Genomic DNA, 18,162 nt, shown 5'->3' with positions numbered 1-18,162 from the left:
ATAATACTTCCTAAAAATGAGCAATAATTATAACTTTACTATCTATGCTTAATTCTAAAAAACGAAATAAAAAAATTATAATCAGGATAGCCTTGTTCACAGGTACTGCAATTTCCTTGTGGTTTGTGCCTTGGATTTTAGTGAAAGCTTGGATATTACCATTGCCAGATACTGTTCAAGAACAAGTTGACCAAGCAATAAGTCACGGTTTGGATGGTATGATTGTTTATGTAGATGAGGCAGGGAAACAACCAGAATTTTATACAGGTGGTTGGCACAATCGAGAACATAAAATACCTGCTAAACCCAATGCACTATTTAAAATAGCTAGTATTAGCAAGTTATATGTAGCGGTTTCCATTTCTAAGTTGGTTAATGATAACAGATTGTCACTAGATAAAACCCTTGCTGATTATTTCCCTGAATTGCTAGGTAGGATTGAAAATGCAGATAGAATAACTCTAAAAATGATGGTACAACATCGAAGCGGGATTCCAAATTTTACAGACAGTGGAGGTTACTGGGAAAACCCACCTGATAGTGCTGAGGAATCGTTAGCATTAGTATTGGATACACCCGCGCTGTTTGAACCAGGAGAAGACTATAGCTATTCAAATACAAATTATTTACTCCTTGGTTTACTTATTGACAATACGGTGGGGTATAATCATCATCAATATATCAAAGAGCAAATTTTAGTACCACTCGAACTGAATAATACATTCTTCTCGTTAAGCGAGGTAGATATAGAGGATGTGATGAGTGGTTACTACGTTGGCTATGAACCTGATTTAAAAGAGAAAGAATTCGGTATGCTGGCTACTGCGGAAGATGTTGGTATATTTTTGAGAGCATTAAACGATGGTTCTATATTCAAAGAACGAGAACGGAAAATCTATTCTGAAATTTATGAATATGAACATTCTGGATGGGTTCCAGGATATCAGAGCTTTACAGAATATCATAACAATATAGACACTGTAGTAATTCTTTTTAATAATACAACTGATGAGGATTTATTACTGTGGAATTTGTCAGAAATAATGATAAATAGAGTGGTTAGAATTGTTGAGGAAAATAGAGCAAAATAATACAGGCTTTAACGAATATCAATTTATAACGAGAACCACTTTATCCCTTGAGCATTATCAATTTCAACAACCATATATTTGATTTTTTTAGAAATTACTGTACGACAATGTGATTACAAAAATAAAATCAAAATTAACAATTCTAATAAACTCTTGGGTTCGAAGTAATAAGGGTGAGTTTTGATTTATATTGATTTTGAGATAATTAAGTCAATATCTTCCTTCAAAAAGTTTGAACTCTGTCCCTTCGAGGTCACAAGAATAAACCTAATACGTTAATTACTAACGAGTTAGGTTTTTTTTATTTTCTTGTGTGACCAATTTGTGACCAACTTTACAGATAATGAAGATAGGACTTAGAGTTAAGGAAAAGGATAGTCATGTATTTTATTGATGAGTAAAGAACTTACTCAAAAGCATTAAAATAAGTCCTCGGAGCAAATAGGATGCTACAGTAATCCTAGACGAACCTATTTGTAAACAAAAGCTTCGATTGGGTTTGATTAACCTCGTATTTAATTGCCTTGTTTTTCGATTCGATTTATTTTGAATCTAGATTGAGCATTTTTTTATGGAATTATTTTAATATAATTTCTAAAAAATGAATCATATAAATTGTTATCAAGGAACTTTAAGAGTCTAAAATTTGGTTAGTAGATAAATATTAGTATATTTGGTAAACCAATCTGGTTAACCAATTATAATGAAACTTCGAATTCCTTTTTTATTAATACTATTTTTAATAAGTATATCTTGTTCAAGTAACAGTGATTTAGATAGGCCAAGCGGATCTAATACAGATAATGGTAATGATGACAATCCTGATGTTGTTGTTTATGCAGATGTTGATTTTTCTAATTGGAAGGTGACGTTACCTGTTGATGAAGACAACAACAACAAACCAGACGAATATCAGCCAGATGAATTAAAAAACTTTGGTTACCAAGACCTTGAACCTGTGCAGCCTTATATGTATGATGATACTGAGGATTCGTCCTTAATTTTCTATACGTTTCCCGATATTTCTACAACCAATAGTTCTTATTCAAGAACTGAGCTTAGGGAATTAATTAACCCAAGCAATTCTAAAGAAAACTGGACTTTGTTAGAGGGAGGAGAAATGACAGGGCGACTAAAAATACAATCGGTTTCGGAGAATAATAATTCAGGTGATGACTACCACAAGGTTATTGTAATGCAAATCCACGGTATTATTTCTGAAGAAGATATGGCAACATATAACTTTGATGGAAATAACGGTCCTCCACTTATAAAGATTTACTGGAAAGATGGATTTGTGTGGTGTCACAAAAAATCATTGACTGACGAAACTACTACAGGATTTGACCTGTATGGAGTTTACGACGGTACATGGACTGATATAAAGGTTAATCTTGGCTATGTTGGATATGACGCTTTTGACTTTAAAATTTCAGCATCTGATGCCAGAATAGAGGTTCAGTTAAACGAAGATGAACCATATGTATATGAGGACATTAGTTTAGATAAATGGCCTTTCGAAAATTATTTTAAAGCTGGAAATTACCTCACATCTACAGATGATAATGCCTTTTCTTATGTAAAATACTACAATTTATATGTAACACACTAAATTAAATTAATATGAAATCAAAACTACTTTTTACAAATCAACTACCTAGAAGGTTTTACGTTTTATTCGCATTTTGTTTATGCCTTAATTACGGATGGAGTCAAGAACTTGTTAAAAACGGTACTTGTGACGAGCATGGAACAGGCTCTGACACGTCAAATACTAGTGATAATGCAGATGCTTGGGATATGACTCCTAATAGCACATTAAATGGTGGTATAACTAGTCCTTATAGGTACGATGCAACTACCAATCCAGATGGTTGGCGAAATGATGCTTTAGAAGATGCATTGGAAATTAAATATTTAGGTATGGCAGGTTCTTTAGATGAACAACCAGGATCTACAGGTAGTGGAAATAATGGTACTAGAGGAGTTAAACTGTATGATGATGGAAATCCAGCTATTACGGGTAGTTCTCGTCGTTTATATCAAAGGGTTGTCGGACTTACTATTGGTAATGATTATAATTTCTCTATAGATTCTCGTTCTGAAGCAGCAGGTACACCATCAGAAGTGTATATTTTAAATAATGAAATTGCAGATGAGACTGGTATTGATGCTAATGGTTATGCTGATGCATCTGTTGTTATAGGTATGGATATTACGAATGATGAAGGTGCATGGGTAACAAACACAATGTCTTTTACGGCTACAACTACTGAAGTTGTGATTTATGTTAGGTCCAATGGGTCTGTTGATGATATGACTGAGGTGTTTTATGATAATATTTCGCTTCAAGAAGATGCATTATCTGTTGACGAAGTAGACGCAAAAACATTTAATATTTATCCCAACCCAACAAAAGGTATATTAAACATAGACACTAATAATACATACTCAGATTTATCTATTGAACTATTTAATTTATTAGGTTCACAAGTATTAGAGACTAAAATTAATAGCTCAAATGAAAGTATTGATGTTTCTGGTTTAACAAAAGGGCTTTACATGTTAAAAATAAGCTCAGATACAGAAGCACTAATAACTAAAAAAATAATAATTGAATAGTGTCATATTAATTAATTTATAAAAGCCTTTTAGTCTATAAAAGGCTTTTGTTTTTAAATTACTAATTTCAACTTTATCGATATAAGAAATATGAAAAAATTAATTCTAAGCTTAATAGTAGCTGTTTTATTAATGTCTTGCGAAACTCAAAATAATACTATAGTGGTTTCAGATATTGTTACGTTAAATGAGGCTATGGAAAATAGCAGTCCTGGTGATGAAATAGTAATGCAAAATGGTGTTTGGAAAGATGTTCAAATAAAGTTTCGTGGTAAAGGTACAGAAGACAAACCCATAATTCTTAGAGCAGAAACGCCAGGTAAAGTTAGTATTGAAGGTAAATCATACTTAAAGTTTGGAGGACAATTCTTAGTAGTTGATGGGTTGCATTTTAAAAATGGTTATTCACCATCTAATGCGGTGGTTGATTTTAAGATTAGCCATAAGGATACATTAGATGAAATAGCAAACAATTGCAAGTTCACTAATAGCGTAATTGAAGATTTTAATAAACCAAAGCGCGACAATGCCGATTTATGGGTGCAATTTTGGGGAAGACATAATGAACTGAGTAATTGCTATATAGCTGGTAAAACGAATAGAGGTCCGACGGTTAGAGTAAGTATTGAGGGTATTGAAAGTATTAACAATTATCACCAAATCATAAACAATCATTTTGGGCCAAGACCTGTTAAAGGTGGTCCAAGTGGAGAAACCATTCAATTGGGTAATAGCTTTACATCTATGTCACCAAGTTATACGATGGTTGCGAACAATTTGTTTGAAGAATGTAATGGTGAAGTTGAGGTTATTTCAAGTAAAACCAACTTTAACGAATTTAAAAACAATGTATTCTATAAAAGCGAGGGTTCTTTGGTAACACGTCATGGAAACTACGTAACTATAGATGGTAACTATTTTATTGGTGATGGCGTAAATGAAAATTATGGTGGCATCAGAATAATAAATACAGGTCATTGGGTAACAAATAATTACTTTTTTAACCTTAAGGGTAAAAGTTTTAGAAGTCCATTAGCGGTTATGAATGGTATACCTAAATCACCATTAAATCGTTACAACCAAGTTACAGATGTTGTCGTGGCTTATAATACATATGTAAATTGCAGTTCACCATGGCAGTTTGGTGTTGGGCAAAATTTAGATCAAGCAGATGTTTTACCAAAGTCAGAAATACGATCTGCTAGGGCAATCAGAACTACAGTAGCCAATAATATAGTTTATAATGAGAATGGACTTGAAAGTATTGTTGTTGAAAACGATAAAGCAGATGGAGTTACTTTTAAAAATAACATTATAGATAATCAAGGTGTAAAATTCAAGGATTTTGATGGAGGTTTAGTAGAAGCTTCTTTAGATCTGAAAAAATTATCTGACAATATTTATATCCCTACTGGAGTACCTGACGATTTTGAAGCATACAATGGTTTTGATTTTAATACTATTCAAACAGATTTATTAGGTGCTTCTAGAAAAGATGACAAGAGTGTCGGCGCCATAACGGGTAAAAATGTATCTAACCCAAATATTTTAGACAAATCTAAATATGGTGCAACATGGTATTCGAATGAAATAGAACCAAAAGAGCCTAAAACGTTTAATGTTGCAAACGCTCAAGACATACAGCTTAAAATAAATGAGGCTTCAAATGGTGATATTATCTCATTAGCAGCTGGCACTTACAACTTGAACCAAACCCTTGTCATAAATAAAACAATCACAATTCAATCTATAGGCAATAATAAATCACAGTTGAACTTTACTGGTGAATCTAATACACCATTGTTTTCGTTAGAACCAAAAGGAAAGCTAACAGTGAACAACCTTGTTTTAAAAGGAAATACTTCAAATTATGCTTTTGCAAGTTTAAAGGAGAATATGTCTAACCATTTTGGGCTAACGGTTTCAAATTCTGAAATCACTGATTTCAATTACGTTCTTAAAGCTTACAAAGAATCCTTTGCAGAACGAATTACTTTTGAGGATACAACTATTTCAAATTGTGAAAATGGAATAGAATTATCAGAAGAGACCAATGATAAAGGAGATTACAATACGGAATACCTCACAATTAACAATTGTAATTTTAATAATGTTAAAGAGAATGTTATAGATTATTACAGAGGAGGTTATGACGAGTCTACTATTGGAGGAAATCTCTTGGTGTCAAACAGTACTTTTACCAATTGTGGCGCAAAAGAAGCGAATAAAATCTTACTAAACCACAGAGGTATTATAAATGTAAATATTACTAAAAATACATTTAAGAATAATCCTGTAGGGTTCGTATCAATATTATGGGGAGCCAAAAACAATGTAGAATCTGAAAATGTTTTGTCTAATTCTGGTCAGATAAAAACCGAGCAAAATCTGAAAATGAAATTGATGTATTAATCAAAATAACCTAACTAAAGATCAATGAATAAGACAAGCTTAATTATAATTATTGCACTGGTATCGTTGGCTTGTAAAAATAGTCCAAAAGAGGAAGTTTCAAATGGAGACAGGAAAATTGTTAGTAAGGCAGAATTCCCTAGTGATGTTATTCCATTTATGGACAAATGGAAAATTCTGATGGGTGATGGAACCAGATCTGATAGCTTGATAAACCTTAAGAAAGAAGGATTCTTTTTTGTGGAAAATGACAGTGAAGAAAACTGGGTAGTTTATAAAACTCCTAATTCTGGAGTAACCTCAAGGACATCTAGTAATACAAGAACAGAACTAGGCGAGAAAAGAGATTGGGTTCCTGAGGAAGGTGGCAGATTAACGGGTACTTTAAAAGTAATGCATGTCTCCACGACTGGTGATGCAACTGCAGCATCTTCTTATTCAGTGGTTATTGGGCAAATTCATAGTGGTGAAGGACATGAAAATGAGCCTCTAAAAATCTATTATAAAAAATTCCCTGGCCATACAAAAGGTTCTGTGTTTTGGAATTACGAGATTAATACAAAGGGAGATAATATTGGAAGATTTGATTATTCTACTGCAGTTTGGGGTCATGATTTTTCTGTTGTTGGTTCTAGTGCAACAGACTATCCTCCTGAGCCTGAGGATGGCATTGCACTGGGCGAAGAATTTAGCTATGAGGTTAACGTTTACAAGGGTATAATGTATTTGACTTTTACCAGTGAAGACCATAAAACGGTTCAGTTTACAAAGAGCTTAATAAAATCAGACTTTGCTACTAGGGAAGACATTCCAGAACAAGTCAAAAAAGTATATGCAAACAGAGAAAAAGGTGGAGGTGTTGAACGTGAAATTGCTTATGCTGGTGAGTTAAATTATTTTAAACAAGGTGCATATAACCAAGCAAATGCTAAAAGTACAAAATCGGAAGTTTATGGTGGTGATATTGCCAAGCAGTATGCCAATGGAAGCTACGCTGAAGTTTGGTTTAAAACTGCCACTTTGGGACCCTCAGTAAATCCAGATAATAATTAGGTTTAAACCTGTAGTTATCGCGTGATGTCATCCATTAATGGACTGACCTTATTACTTTCTAATACTAACTGTACTGATCATGGAAAATGTAAAACCTAAACAATCATTATTAAAAAAAATAATAGCAGTCATATTAGGTTTTGGACCTGGGATATTTGCTATAGGTTATACAATTGGAACAGGTAGTGTAACTTCAATGATTGTTGCAGGAAGTAAGTTTAATATGCAATTACTGTGGGTATTGTTGTTAAGTTGCTTGTTCTCAGGAGTCTTGATGTTTGCTTATGGCAATTATGGTTTACTTACTGGTGAAACTGCACTATTTGGTTTTAAAAAACATTTAAAATTTGGTAAGTATTTGGCCTTGTTGATAATTGTAGGTGTAACTTTTGGACAATGGAATTCTTTAATGGGAATATTAGGTATATCGTCTAATATTATTTTTGAAATTTTAGCACTGAATTTTGAAGGATTAAATGCCTACGAATATGAAACTGTACTTGCAACTGCTATTTTAATAATAGTAGTTTTTTATCTTTTATTACTCGTTGGTAAGTATACATTTTTTGAAAAGATTCTCATCATATTTGTCACCTTGATGGGACTGTCATTTTTCTTGTCATTATTTTTTGTTCAACCATTGTCAATAGATGTAATAAAAGGTTTAATACCTACAATTCCAGATGTACCAGGTGGTAAAATGTTGGTAGCTGCTTTTGTTGGAACTACTATGGCTGCAGCTACATTTTTATCTCGTCCATTATTTGTTAAGGGAAAAGGTTGGACAATTAAAAATTTGGACCAACAGCGAAAGGATTCAATAACTGCTGCTATATTAATATTTGTTATAAGTGGTACAATTATGGCCGTAGCTGCGGGAGCATTGTTTTATGAGGGTAAAGAGGTAACACATGTATTAGATATGGCAAATACTTTAGAACCTGTTGCAGGTAAATGGGCTGTTACAATATTCTTTTTCGGTGCTTTGAGTGCTGGACTTTCATCCATTTTCCCTTGTTTATTGATTGCACCTTTATTAATTGCAGATTACCAATCGGGTGAATTAGATACCAATTCTAAGCAGTTTAGGATAATTACATTCTTAGCGTGTTTAGTTGCTTTAATAGGACCTGCCTTTGGAGCAAACCCAATAGAAATCCAGATTTTATCTCAGGTGTTTAATGTATTTGTGTTACCTCTTGTAATATTAGGTATTATCATACTATTAAACAGTAAAAAGGTTATGAAGGATTATAAAACAAACCGTTTTGTAAATATAGGAATGTATGCGGCATTATTCTTTTCTCTTGTCATTTCATATAACGGTATCCTGGCTTTGCTAGATTATTTTTAAAATAAAAAACAATTAATTATGAATAGAAAAACAATCACATTATTGTTGTTATCATTTACTACTTTCCTATTGCTTAACACCTGTTCTGACAATGCCAAAAAATCGAGTAAAAAGAAATTTGTAAAAACTGTTTACGCCAGTGATGTGATTCCGTTTTTTGATGAATGGAATTTAATTTTAGGAGATGGGTCAAATGCCGGAATTGCAAATAATTTTGAGCACAAAGATTTCTTTTATACTATACAGGATAATAATGAAGATTGGGTGGTTTATAAGGCACCAAATGCAGGAGATACTCATGGAACTTCTAATAATTGCCGAACTGAATTGGCGCAACTTAAAAAATGGTATCCATCTACAGCCAATGACAAGCTAACTGCAACACTAAAGGTGATGAACGTTTCCTCAACAGGAGATGCCCGAGTAGCTGCGTCATACTCTGTTGTAGTGGGTCAAATTCATAGTGCAGATGGTCATGAAAATGAGCCACTGAAGATCTTTTACAAGAAATTTCCAGGACATACTAAAGGTTCAGTATTTTGGCATTATGAAATTAATACTGCTGGTGATGATAATTCGGGTAGATGGGATTATTCTTCTGCAGTTTGGGGTCATGACTTTTCTGTTATAGGAAGTGGCGAAAACACCTATCCAAAAGAGCCTAAAGATGGCATTGAATTAGATGAAGAGTTCAGTTATGAAATAGAAGTTAAGGATGGAATTATGAACTTAAAGTTTATGAGTAATAATCATGAAACAAAAACATTTACCAAGAACTTGATTAAATCAGACTTTACAACTAAATCTGATATACCTGAGCAAACTCAAAAATTATTTGTGCCAATTGGTCAAGACGGAATAGAGAGGAAAAATGCATATGCAGGTGAAGGTTGTTTTTTTAAGTTAGGCTCTTATAATCAGACCAATGGTAAATCTCCTAAAGTTAACAGAAATTGGTGCTCGGGAGCAGAAACCCATAACGGAGATATACAAAAACAATATGCAGATGGTAACTACGCTGAAGTATGGTTTAAATCAGCTAAAATATCAATTAGTAAGGCTTCAGTATCAAATGAAGGATATTTTCTCATGAATGATTAATCGTTACATTCAGATTTAAATTAAAAATTATCTGGATAATTCATAAATAATTGTATATTGGTAAACCAATCTGGTTAACCAATTATTAAATGAGATTTCAAGTCAAAATATCAGCAATATTTTTCATTTCTATAGCAAGTGTTATGTCTTGTAGAAATGAGAATCTACCAAATATTGCTCTTGATGAAGCACAAGGATTAGAAGAACACCCCAAATTAATTCTTACAGCTCAAGGTGTTAAAGACATTAGGGCACAATTGGGTAGCATTCCAATTTTTGATAATACCTTGCAAAAAGTTAAAGAAGAGATAGATGCAGAAATAGCCTTAGGTATAGAAACACCAATACCAAAAGACTATTCTGGAGGTTATACCCATGCAAGGCACAAACGTAATTGGTTTGTATTACAAAAGGCTGGAGTACTATATCAAATACTAGATGACGAAAAATATGCAAAGTATGTAAAAGATATGTTGATGCAATATGAGGAAATGTATAAGACATTACCATTGCATCCTAAAACAAGATCATATGCGAGAGGTAAACTTTTTTGGCAATGTTTAAACGATTCTAATTGGTTGGTATATGTAAGCCAGGCATATGATTGTATTTATAATTATTTAACAGAGGAGGAACGTAACATACTCGAAAACAACTTATTCAGGCCATTCGCAGATCACATTTCTATTGACAGCCCGCAATTTTATCAAAGAGTTCATAACCATAGTACATGGGGAAATGCGGCTGTTGGTATGATTGGTCTCGTTATGGATGATGAGGAGTTAATTAATCGTGCATTATATGGTATTAAGGGTGTTAATTTAGATAATAAGGCTAAAGACGATGATGGTGGTTTTTTAAATAAAGATGGTAAAGCAGGTTTCTTGGCTAATATAGAAGAACCTTTTTCCCCAGATGGTTACTATAACGAAGGGCCATATTATCAACGATATGCAATGTATCCCTTTTTGGTCTTCGCAGAAGGACTGCACAATGTAAAGCCAGAACTTAATATTTTCGAATATAAAAACGGTGTATTATTGAAGTCCATAAATGCGTTGTTGAATTTAACCGATGCAGATGGAGAATTCTTCCCGTTAAATGATGGTCAAAAAGGAATGTCTTATTACAATAGCGCTCTAGTAACTGCGGTAGATGTTTCATATCATTATGGAGATCAAAATCCAGGTTTATTAAGTATTGCAAAACAACAAAACCAGGTATTGTTAGATGATTCTGGTCTGGCAGTGGCATTAGGGATAAAAAATGGTGAAGCACAACCATTTAATAAATCCTCAATCAATCTTTCTGATGGACCTGATGGAACTGAAGGTGGCGTTGGTGTTATAAGAAATGAAGACATTGAATTGGTTTTTAAATATGCAGCCCAAGGGTCTAGCCATGGACATTATGATAAATTGTCATATTCTTTGTATGAAAATGGAGAAGAGGTAATTCAAGATTATGGATTGGCTCGTTTTGTTAATATTGAGCAAAAAGGTGGAGGGAACTATCTCAAGGAGAATAAAACTTGGGCTAAACAAACAATTGCCCATAATACTGTGACAGTAGATGAGACGTCTCATTTTGAGGGTAAGTATGAAACTGGCAGTAAATTTCATTCAGTTCTCAATTACTTTTCATCAGAAAATGAAAAAGTTCAAGTAGCCAGTGCTAGGGAGAATAATGCCTATCCTGGGACTGAAATGCTCAGAACTATGGCTATAATCAGTGATAAAGATTTTGAAAAGCCTATTACTCTGGATATAATGAAGGTAACCTCAAGTTCAATTAATGATTATGATTTGCCGCACTATTTCTTTGGACAAGTATTAGAAACTAATTTTGAATATCAAACACCAGAAACTTTATTGCCTTTAGGTAATAAAAATGGTTATCAGCATTTGTTTGTTGAAGGAACTGGTAAGTCAAATGAAGTCAACTCCAAGCTATCGTGGATGGATAATTATAGGTTTTATACATTAACAACTGTGACAAACCCAAAGGATGAATTGTTATTTACCAGAATCGGAGCAAACGATCCGGAATTTAATCTACGACGTGATCCTGCCTTATTACTAAGAAGAAAGGATTCAAAAAGCACAACTTTCGTTACGGCAATAGAATCCCATGGTAGTTATAGTCCTGTTACCGAGTCTGCTGTCAATTCAAAAAGTAGTATAAAAACAATTAGAGTAGTCTTAGATTCAGATGCTTATACTGCAGTAGAGATAAATCATGTTAATGGGAAAAGAAAAATATTTATAACATCAAACAAAAATAATTCAGAAAAAGTAAAACATAAATTAAATATTGATGATAAGAATTATGAATGGTCTGGTTCTTATTATTTCGATTAACTAAACAAATAAATTAAAAATTATGAAGCGATTTAGTGAAAAGTACATCATAACAAAAGATCTGGAATGGGAAGAACTAGGCGGAGGTGTATCAAGAAAGTTCTTAGGTTATGATAACCAAATTATGATGGTGAAAGTAAAATTCGCAAAGGGAGCGTTAGGTGCTCCGCACCAGCATTTTCATACCCAGGCAACATATTGTGTTTCGGGTAAATTTGAATTTGAAATTGATGGTGTAAAACAGATTGTTGAGGCAGGTGACGGTGTCTACATTGAGCCAAATTTATTACACAGTGCCGTATGCTTAGAAGAAGGGATGTTAATTGATACTTTTAGTCCTGTGAGAGAAGATTTCTTAAGCGGAGGAGAAGTGTCTTATTTTGGAAATAAATAGCCTTAAAAAGCATATCTAAAAAGACAATTCGTGAAGACTTTTTAGAATAACATTAAACAAAAACGACTTTTTATATATAAAACTTGTTTTTAACAAATTTTTATATATATTTGGTAAACCAATCTGGTAAACCAATTATTTAAAACAAAAAAAAGGATAGTTTCAGAGCCTATCCTTTTGTAACTACTTCTTCGTGACAGAAGACTTTTTGCAGTTAAACATGTATAACAAAAATACAAATTGATTGCATTTTAATTCATTAAGTTACATTTTTTTTAAGACTTGGCTTCAGATTAGAAAAAAATAAAATACTAATAGACTAACTTAAATGATCAATTTATGAAATTAAAAATGAGATTGACAGCAATTTGTGTGCTGTTGTTAAGTTTTGCAAGTTTTGCTCAAGAAGGTTATACCGTACAGGGTACAGTTACTGCTGCTGCAGATAATATGCCTATTCCTGGTGTAAACGTCTTAGTAGTCGGAACTACAAATGGTACTTCAACAGATTTTGATGGAAAGTATCAAATTACTGTGAACAACGGGGACGTTTTACAATTCTCCTATGTCGGTTACACCACTCAAACGGTGATAATGGATGGCCAACAAACATTAGACATTGCTCTTGCCGAAAGTACAAATGCCTTAGATGAGGTAGTTGTAATTGGTTATGGTACGCAAAAGAAGAGAAATGTAACTGGAGCAATTTCAAAGGTAACCAATGAAAGACTAGACCAGATTGCTGTACCAAGGGTAGATGAAGCCTTAGTAGGGCAAGCAGCTGGTGTACAAGTTTCTGCAACAGAAGGTGAGGCTGGTTCTGCACCAACAATCCGTGTACGTGGTACAGGTTCTGTATCTGGTAATTCTGATCCAACAATTGTAATAGATGGATTAGTTGTAGACAGTGATTTCTTAGGAAATTTAGATATGAACGAAATTGAGTCATTCGATATCTTAAAGGATGCTGCATCTACAGCAATTTATGGATCTCGTGGTGCAAATGGTGTGATAATTATTACAACTAAAAGTGGTAAAGAAGGTAAGACAAGATTTAATTACAACACTTTTACAGGTTTTAAAGAAGCTAGACAAAGTGATGCTTATTATTTCTCTGTTGCAAAAACAGCCAGAGCACAAGAAGCTGCTACAGGTACTTTATCTTCAAGAACTCAGTTAAAATTGTTGCTTGGTGTTGACGAAGATTGGCAAGATATCATCTTTGAAGGTGGTACGATTCAAAATCATGCTTTCAGTGCTAGAGGAGGAACCAAGAATACAAAATTTAGTGTTTCAATGGGATATTCTCATGATGAAGGAGTTCTGTTGACTGATGATTACAAACGATACAATATGCGTTTTAAGATTGATACTAAGTTAAGCGATAAGTTAAGTTTTGGTGCTAATATTGCTCCGTCATATTCAAACAGAAGACGTTTTGATGGTTCAACGCACGATATATTAAGACAGACACCTTGGTTACCATTATATGTAAATGAACAAGTTTTACCGTTTGTAAACAGACTTAGAGATGGTGGAAAGTATGCTGATGTACAAATAGGTGATTACGCTATACAACGTATGTTTGATGATTATGATTTAGATGCTATGATGCCAGTTGCTTCTGGTGGTACTGATATTAGTAATACCTCAAATACTAACCCAGCTGCAAAAGTGTTAGAGAGAGATAGAAATGACTATAAATTTAAGCTAGCAGGTCGTATGTATGCCAATTATGAAATTATACCAGGATTAAAATTTAATACTAATCTTGCAGGAGATTTTCAAAATACTAAAAGAGATAGATGGCAAGGTGTAGAATCTAGTAGAAATGGAGCGGCTGCGACGTCTTTAGATTTGTCTACAGAAAATAGAATTCATATCGTAACTGATAATTTCTTGTCATATGATAAGGCATTTGGAGACCATGAAATCAATGCAGTAGGTGGTATGTCTGCTGAAAAATGGGATTACACCTTTGAGTCTGTTTCAGGTGGTGGATATGATTCTGATATAGTGCGCACTATATCTGCAGCAGATCCAACAACGATTACTGCAGGGTCTTATGAGCATACAAGAAGATTATTATCATTCTTTGGTAGAGCAAATTATGCATACAAAGGAAAATATTTAGCGTCAGTGAGTTTTAGACATGACGGTTTCTCTGCATTCGGAGAGGATAATAAATATGGTAATTTCCCGGCAGTTTCAGCTGGTTGGATAATGAGTGACGAGGATTTCTTAAACGAAAGTGATGTAATAAGTAATCTTAAGGTTAGGGTAAGTTACGGTGCAACCGGTAACCCCTTAATTGATTCTGGAGACGATTTAATTGATAGTTTCCCATACTTGTCATTATTATCACCTTCTTCAGCAGTAGTTGACGGAAGTGTAAATACGGCTTTCAATCCAATTAACATTGCAAATCCAGGTTTACAATGGGAACGCTCAGTAGAAATCAATCCAGGTATTGATTTCGGATTCCTTAATAATAGAATATCTGGTTCAATTGATGTTTATAAAAGAACAAGTGATCAACTCCTTTTAGATAACCCAGTTTCTTATACCACAGGATTTGATAGTGGTTTAGTAAACATTGGTGAGGTAGAAAACAGAGGTTTCGAGTTTGAACTTAGATCTAGTAACATTGTTAAAGAAAATTTTAGATGGTCCACATCTATAGTAGGAGCACGAAACAAAAACGAGTTAACAAGTTTTGGTGATGCAAACGGACAAATATTAAATGTTGATAGTAAGCGTGCTGCAGAATGGATTAACTTAGTAGGTAACCCAATTTCATCTTACTACGGTTGGGTTGTAGATAGAGATATTCCGCTAGAATATATCGTAGATCCTTACCATCCGGTGGGAGCCGAGGCTCAAGATGTTTATGTTAAGGATTTAAATGGAGACGGTGTTATTGATGATGATGATAAGACCATATTAGGTGATCCTTACCCGGATTTTGTTTGGTCTGTAACTAACAATTTCAACCTAGGTAGTTTTGATATGAGTTTCATGTTCCAAGGAAGTCATGGTGCAGAGATTAGAAACATGGGTGATCAATATCTTTTCAATCACTTTAATAGTTCGCAAGATTTTGATCCATCAATTACTCCAGATCAAGATTTTATAAAACAAAAGATTTTTACAGATGACATTATTCAAGATGCATCATATGTTGCATTGAGAAATTTAATTGTAGGTTATAGTCTTCCAGAAAGTTTAACATCAAAACTATTTATTACAAATGCTAGACTTTATATTTCAGCTACTAACTTACTGTACTTTACTGCAGATAATTATACAGGATTCAATCCAGAATCTATTAACAATACGTCGCCAACGACATATGGTTATCAAAGAGCAGGTTCTCCTATTCAGAAGACATTTACTTTTGGATTAAATGTTAATTTTTAAATCAAACTAAAAAAGATTAAAAAAATGAAAAACATAAAATATATTTTAGTTACGATATTAACATTCAGTATGTTTACTTGCGAAGATTACCTGTCGCCAGAGCTAGAATCGTTAATTAATGCTGATATTTATTACAGCACAGAAGATGAATTAGAAAAGGGTATTATCAATATGTATGATGGTATTCAAGGTGTAAATTCTACATCTGCTAATGACTACCATGCACTTCAAGTAGAATTCTACGTTACGGAAATGCGTAGTGATAATACAAGAACAAAAGCACAAGAAGGTGAAGCGGCTCAATTTGAGTTTTATACAATAGAACCTACAAATGGTATTGTTGCTGATTACTATCGTAGTTTTTACAATGTAATTTTTAGAGCAAATACAGTACTAGCAAATCTTGGTGTTGCATCACCAGAAAACGCATTAGCATTTGAAGCTGAAGCTAAATTTGTCAGAGCTTATGCGTATTTCAATTTAGTGAGATTGTTTGGGGATATTCCTTTAGTAGACAGAGTACTTTCTGCAGATGATAAGGATATTTCTTATACAAGAGTTGCTACGTCAGAAATTTATGATTTCATAATTTCAGATTTACAGATAGCTGTATCAGGTTTAGATAACACTTATCAAACAAGAGCTTCAAAAGCTGCGGCTCAAACATTACTAGCAAAAGCCTATATGACTGTTGGTTCCAATTACGTTGAGGCACAGAATTTGTTAGAAGATGTAATGATGAGTGGATATCAATTAGAACCAGATTTTAAAGATGTGTTCTTCGATGAGTTAAATGACGAAATTATCTTTGCTGTTGGTTATGAACCAGATGGTATAGATAGTCAAAACTTCTCTGGAGAATGGCTAAACGCTGTTGGTAGAACTAGTGGTGTTAACTATACAACACAAGATTCTAGAGATGCTTTAGATGCATTAGGTGGCGACAGAACACAATACTCATATAGAGTTGATTTAGATCAGCCAACACAATTTCAAGTTGTTAAGTACATTCCAGATGGAGATGCAAGTTTAGGTATTGATCCTACATCTGTGGATCCTACGGCTGCTGGTAATGATTTTATAGTTATAAGATATGCAGATGTATTATTACTTCATGTTGAAGCAATTATGGCTGGAGGAAGCTCTACTAGTGCTCCTGCAGCACTAGAATCCTTTAGATTAGTAAGGGAAAGAGCTGGTTTAAGTGGAGATGATAACGGAACAATAACTAAGCAAGAATTATTGGACGAAAGAAGGGTAGAGTTAGCTTACGAAAATCAACGTTTGTACGATTTAATGAGATTCGGTGAGGCACAAACAATATTATCGGCATTTTCATCTGCTACTGGTGGAAGTTTTAATGCTAGTGATTTATTGTTGCCAATCCCACAATATGAGATTAATTTAAGTCAAGGTTTATTGACTCAAAATCCTGGATATTAAACTAATAAAATTAACTATGATGAAAACAATGAAATTATATGGAATAGCACTTCTCTTTATAGGTGCTTTAGCATTCCATTCTTGTGATGATTTAAAGCAATATGAACCATTAGGTGAAAATTCTATTGCTGATGCGACGCCTCCAAGTGCTGGGTTCTCCTATACCCAAGGAGCAGGTACTGATGATGCATGGAAAGAATATACGTTTGCAAATGGATCTTCTAGTGCAACAATGTACATGTGGGACTTTGGCAATGGTGATACTTCAACAGATGTAGACGGATTTACTATCTACCCAGATGAAGGTACTTATACTGTCACGTTAACAGCGTCTGATGACAATGGTGCAACGAGTACTTTTACCGACACTGTTGTGGTTGTAGAGCCAGAAGAACCAGCTGCGATTATTCCAGTAATTAAAGAATTCAGTTTTGAAGACGGTTCACCTGGAAGTGAAGATTGTGGTGACGGTAATATGGATGGTAGAGATTGTTGGAGAAATAGCGACCTTGGAGGTGTAATTCAAATTACATCAAGCCCAGTTCAAAATGGTTCTCAAGCGTCTAAATATCCATCAGCTGGTGATAGAATAGCTTATCAAGAACTTACGGTTTCACCAAACACGGATTACATAATTACGTATTACTATACGCTGAAGACAAATAATCCTGGTTCTGTCACTTTACACATGCTAGCAGGTGGTGGATATACAGATTATAACGATGCTATAGCAGGTTCAATCGCATCATTTGAAGGTACAGATCAAACAAGTTCTAGTGACTATGTTCAGGTAAACCTTCCTTTCAATACTGGTGCAAACAATGTAGTTTCAATTTTTATTACTAATCAAGGCGAAGAAGCACGGGTAGATAATATAACAATTGATGCTGTAGAACCAGATTAAGTTTAGTT

Annotated in this window: 12 protein-coding genes; all 12 read left to right on the top strand. The window is 33.8% G+C overall.

Features of this window, described 5'->3' with window-relative positions; genetic code table 11:
• Positions 1–44 precede the first annotated feature (44 nt).
• The 12 genes from ACFWV9_RS08120 to ACFWV9_RS08065 all read left to right on the top strand — a co-directional run bounded on the left by ACFWV9_RS08120 (position 45) and on the right by ACFWV9_RS08065 (position 18,154).
• Positions 45–1,091 carry a serine hydrolase domain-containing protein gene (locus tag ACFWV9_RS08120; RefSeq protein ID WP_115816073.1) on the top strand — a complete coding sequence of 349 codons (1,047 nt, stop codon included), beginning with the start codon at positions 45–47 and terminating at the stop codon, positions 1,089–1,091.
• A gap of 703 nt (positions 1,092–1,794) precedes the next feature.
• Entirely contained in the window at positions 1,795–2,703 is a 909-nt protein-coding gene (locus ACFWV9_RS08115; RefSeq protein ID WP_411894750.1) for a polysaccharide lyase family 7 protein, read from the top strand.
• Between the two features lie 11 nt (positions 2,704–2,714).
• Positions 2,715–3,713 carry a T9SS type A sorting domain-containing protein gene (locus tag ACFWV9_RS08110; RefSeq protein WP_411894749.1) on the top strand — a complete coding sequence of 333 codons (999 nt, stop codon included), beginning with the start codon at positions 2,715–2,717 and terminating at the stop codon, positions 3,711–3,713.
• Between the two features lie 90 nt (positions 3,714–3,803).
• On the top strand, positions 3,804–6,125 hold the full coding sequence (locus ACFWV9_RS08105) for a chondroitinase-B domain-containing protein (RefSeq protein ID WP_411894748.1): 2,322 nt from the start codon (positions 3,804–3,806) through the stop codon (positions 6,123–6,125).
• A 24-nt stretch (positions 6,126–6,149) separates the two neighbouring features.
• A complete protein-coding gene (locus tag ACFWV9_RS08100) occupies positions 6,150–7,178 on the top strand; it encodes a polysaccharide lyase family 7 protein (RefSeq protein ID WP_411894747.1) in 1,029 nt (342 codons plus the stop codon).
• 79 nt (positions 7,179–7,257) lie between these two features.
• A complete protein-coding gene (locus tag ACFWV9_RS08095; RefSeq protein WP_411894746.1) occupies positions 7,258–8,532 on the top strand; it encodes an Nramp family divalent metal transporter in 1,275 nt (424 codons plus the stop codon).
• 18 nt (positions 8,533–8,550) lie between these two features.
• Positions 8,551–9,633 carry a polysaccharide lyase family 7 protein gene (locus ACFWV9_RS08090; protein WP_411894745.1) on the top strand — a complete coding sequence of 361 codons (1,083 nt, stop codon included), beginning with the start codon at positions 8,551–8,553 and terminating at the stop codon, positions 9,631–9,633.
• Between the two features lie 89 nt (positions 9,634–9,722).
• Complete coding sequence (locus ACFWV9_RS08085) at positions 9,723–11,993, top strand: alginate lyase family protein (RefSeq protein WP_411894744.1); 2,271 nt, start codon at positions 9,723–9,725, stop codon at positions 11,991–11,993.
• A 22-nt stretch (positions 11,994–12,015) separates the two neighbouring features.
• Positions 12,016–12,387 (top strand): cupin domain-containing protein, encoded by a 372-nt coding sequence (locus ACFWV9_RS08080; RefSeq protein ID WP_411894743.1) that lies wholly within the window; start codon positions 12,016–12,018, stop codon positions 12,385–12,387.
• Between the two features lie 339 nt (positions 12,388–12,726).
• Positions 12,727–15,807: a SusC/RagA family TonB-linked outer membrane protein gene (locus ACFWV9_RS08075; RefSeq protein WP_411894742.1), complete on the top strand. Its 3,081-nt coding sequence runs from the start codon at positions 12,727–12,729 to the stop codon at positions 15,805–15,807.
• A 24-nt stretch (positions 15,808–15,831) separates the two neighbouring features.
• Positions 15,832–17,250: a RagB/SusD family nutrient uptake outer membrane protein gene (locus ACFWV9_RS08070; protein WP_411894741.1), complete on the top strand. Its 1,419-nt coding sequence runs from the start codon at positions 15,832–15,834 to the stop codon at positions 17,248–17,250.
• Positions 17,251–17,269: 19 nt separating this feature from the next.
• Positions 17,270–18,154: a PKD domain-containing protein gene (locus tag ACFWV9_RS08065; RefSeq protein ID WP_411894740.1), complete on the top strand. Its 885-nt coding sequence runs from the start codon at positions 17,270–17,272 to the stop codon at positions 18,152–18,154.
• The last annotated feature ends 8 nt before the right edge of the window (positions 18,155–18,162 follow it).

It is taken from the genome of Winogradskyella sp. A2, assembly GCF_046762865.1.
Classification (GTDB): domain Bacteria; phylum Bacteroidota; class Bacteroidia; order Flavobacteriales; family Flavobacteriaceae; genus Winogradskyella.
This window is presented reverse-complemented; position numbering and strand designations above follow the sequence as displayed.

Excerpts from the sequence above, each read along its gene's own strand:
- ACFWV9_RS08090 (WP_411894745.1), top strand. The coding sequence starts at position 8,551 with ATGAATAGAAAAACAATCACATTATTGTTGTTATCATTTACTACTTTC.
- ACFWV9_RS08110 (WP_411894749.1), top strand. The coding sequence starts at position 2,715 with ATGAAATCAAAACTACTTTTTACAAATCAACTACCTAGAAGGTTTTAC.
- ACFWV9_RS08075 (WP_411894742.1), top strand. The coding sequence starts at position 12,727 with ATGAAATTAAAAATGAGATTGACAGCAATTTGTGTGCTGTTGTTAAGT.
- ACFWV9_RS08100 (WP_411894747.1), top strand. The coding sequence starts at position 6,150 with ATGAATAAGACAAGCTTAATTATAATTATTGCACTGGTATCGTTGGCT.
- ACFWV9_RS08070 (WP_411894741.1), top strand. The coding sequence starts at position 15,832 with ATGAAAAACATAAAATATATTTTAGTTACGATATTAACATTCAGTATG.
- ACFWV9_RS08085 (WP_411894744.1), top strand. The coding sequence starts at position 9,723 with ATGAGATTTCAAGTCAAAATATCAGCAATATTTTTCATTTCTATAGCA.
- ACFWV9_RS08095 (WP_411894746.1), top strand. The coding sequence starts at position 7,258 with ATGGAAAATGTAAAACCTAAACAATCATTATTAAAAAAAATAATAGCA.
- ACFWV9_RS08080 (WP_411894743.1), top strand. The coding sequence starts at position 12,016 with ATGAAGCGATTTAGTGAAAAGTACATCATAACAAAAGATCTGGAATGG.
- ACFWV9_RS08065 (WP_411894740.1), top strand. The coding sequence starts at position 17,270 with ATGAAAACAATGAAATTATATGGAATAGCACTTCTCTTTATAGGTGCT.
- ACFWV9_RS08115 (WP_411894750.1), top strand. The coding sequence starts at position 1,795 with ATGAAACTTCGAATTCCTTTTTTATTAATACTATTTTTAATAAGTATA.
- ACFWV9_RS08105 (WP_411894748.1), top strand. The coding sequence starts at position 3,804 with ATGAAAAAATTAATTCTAAGCTTAATAGTAGCTGTTTTATTAATGTCT.
- ACFWV9_RS08120 (WP_115816073.1), top strand. The coding sequence starts at position 45 with ATGCTTAATTCTAAAAAACGAAATAAAAAAATTATAATCAGGATAGCC.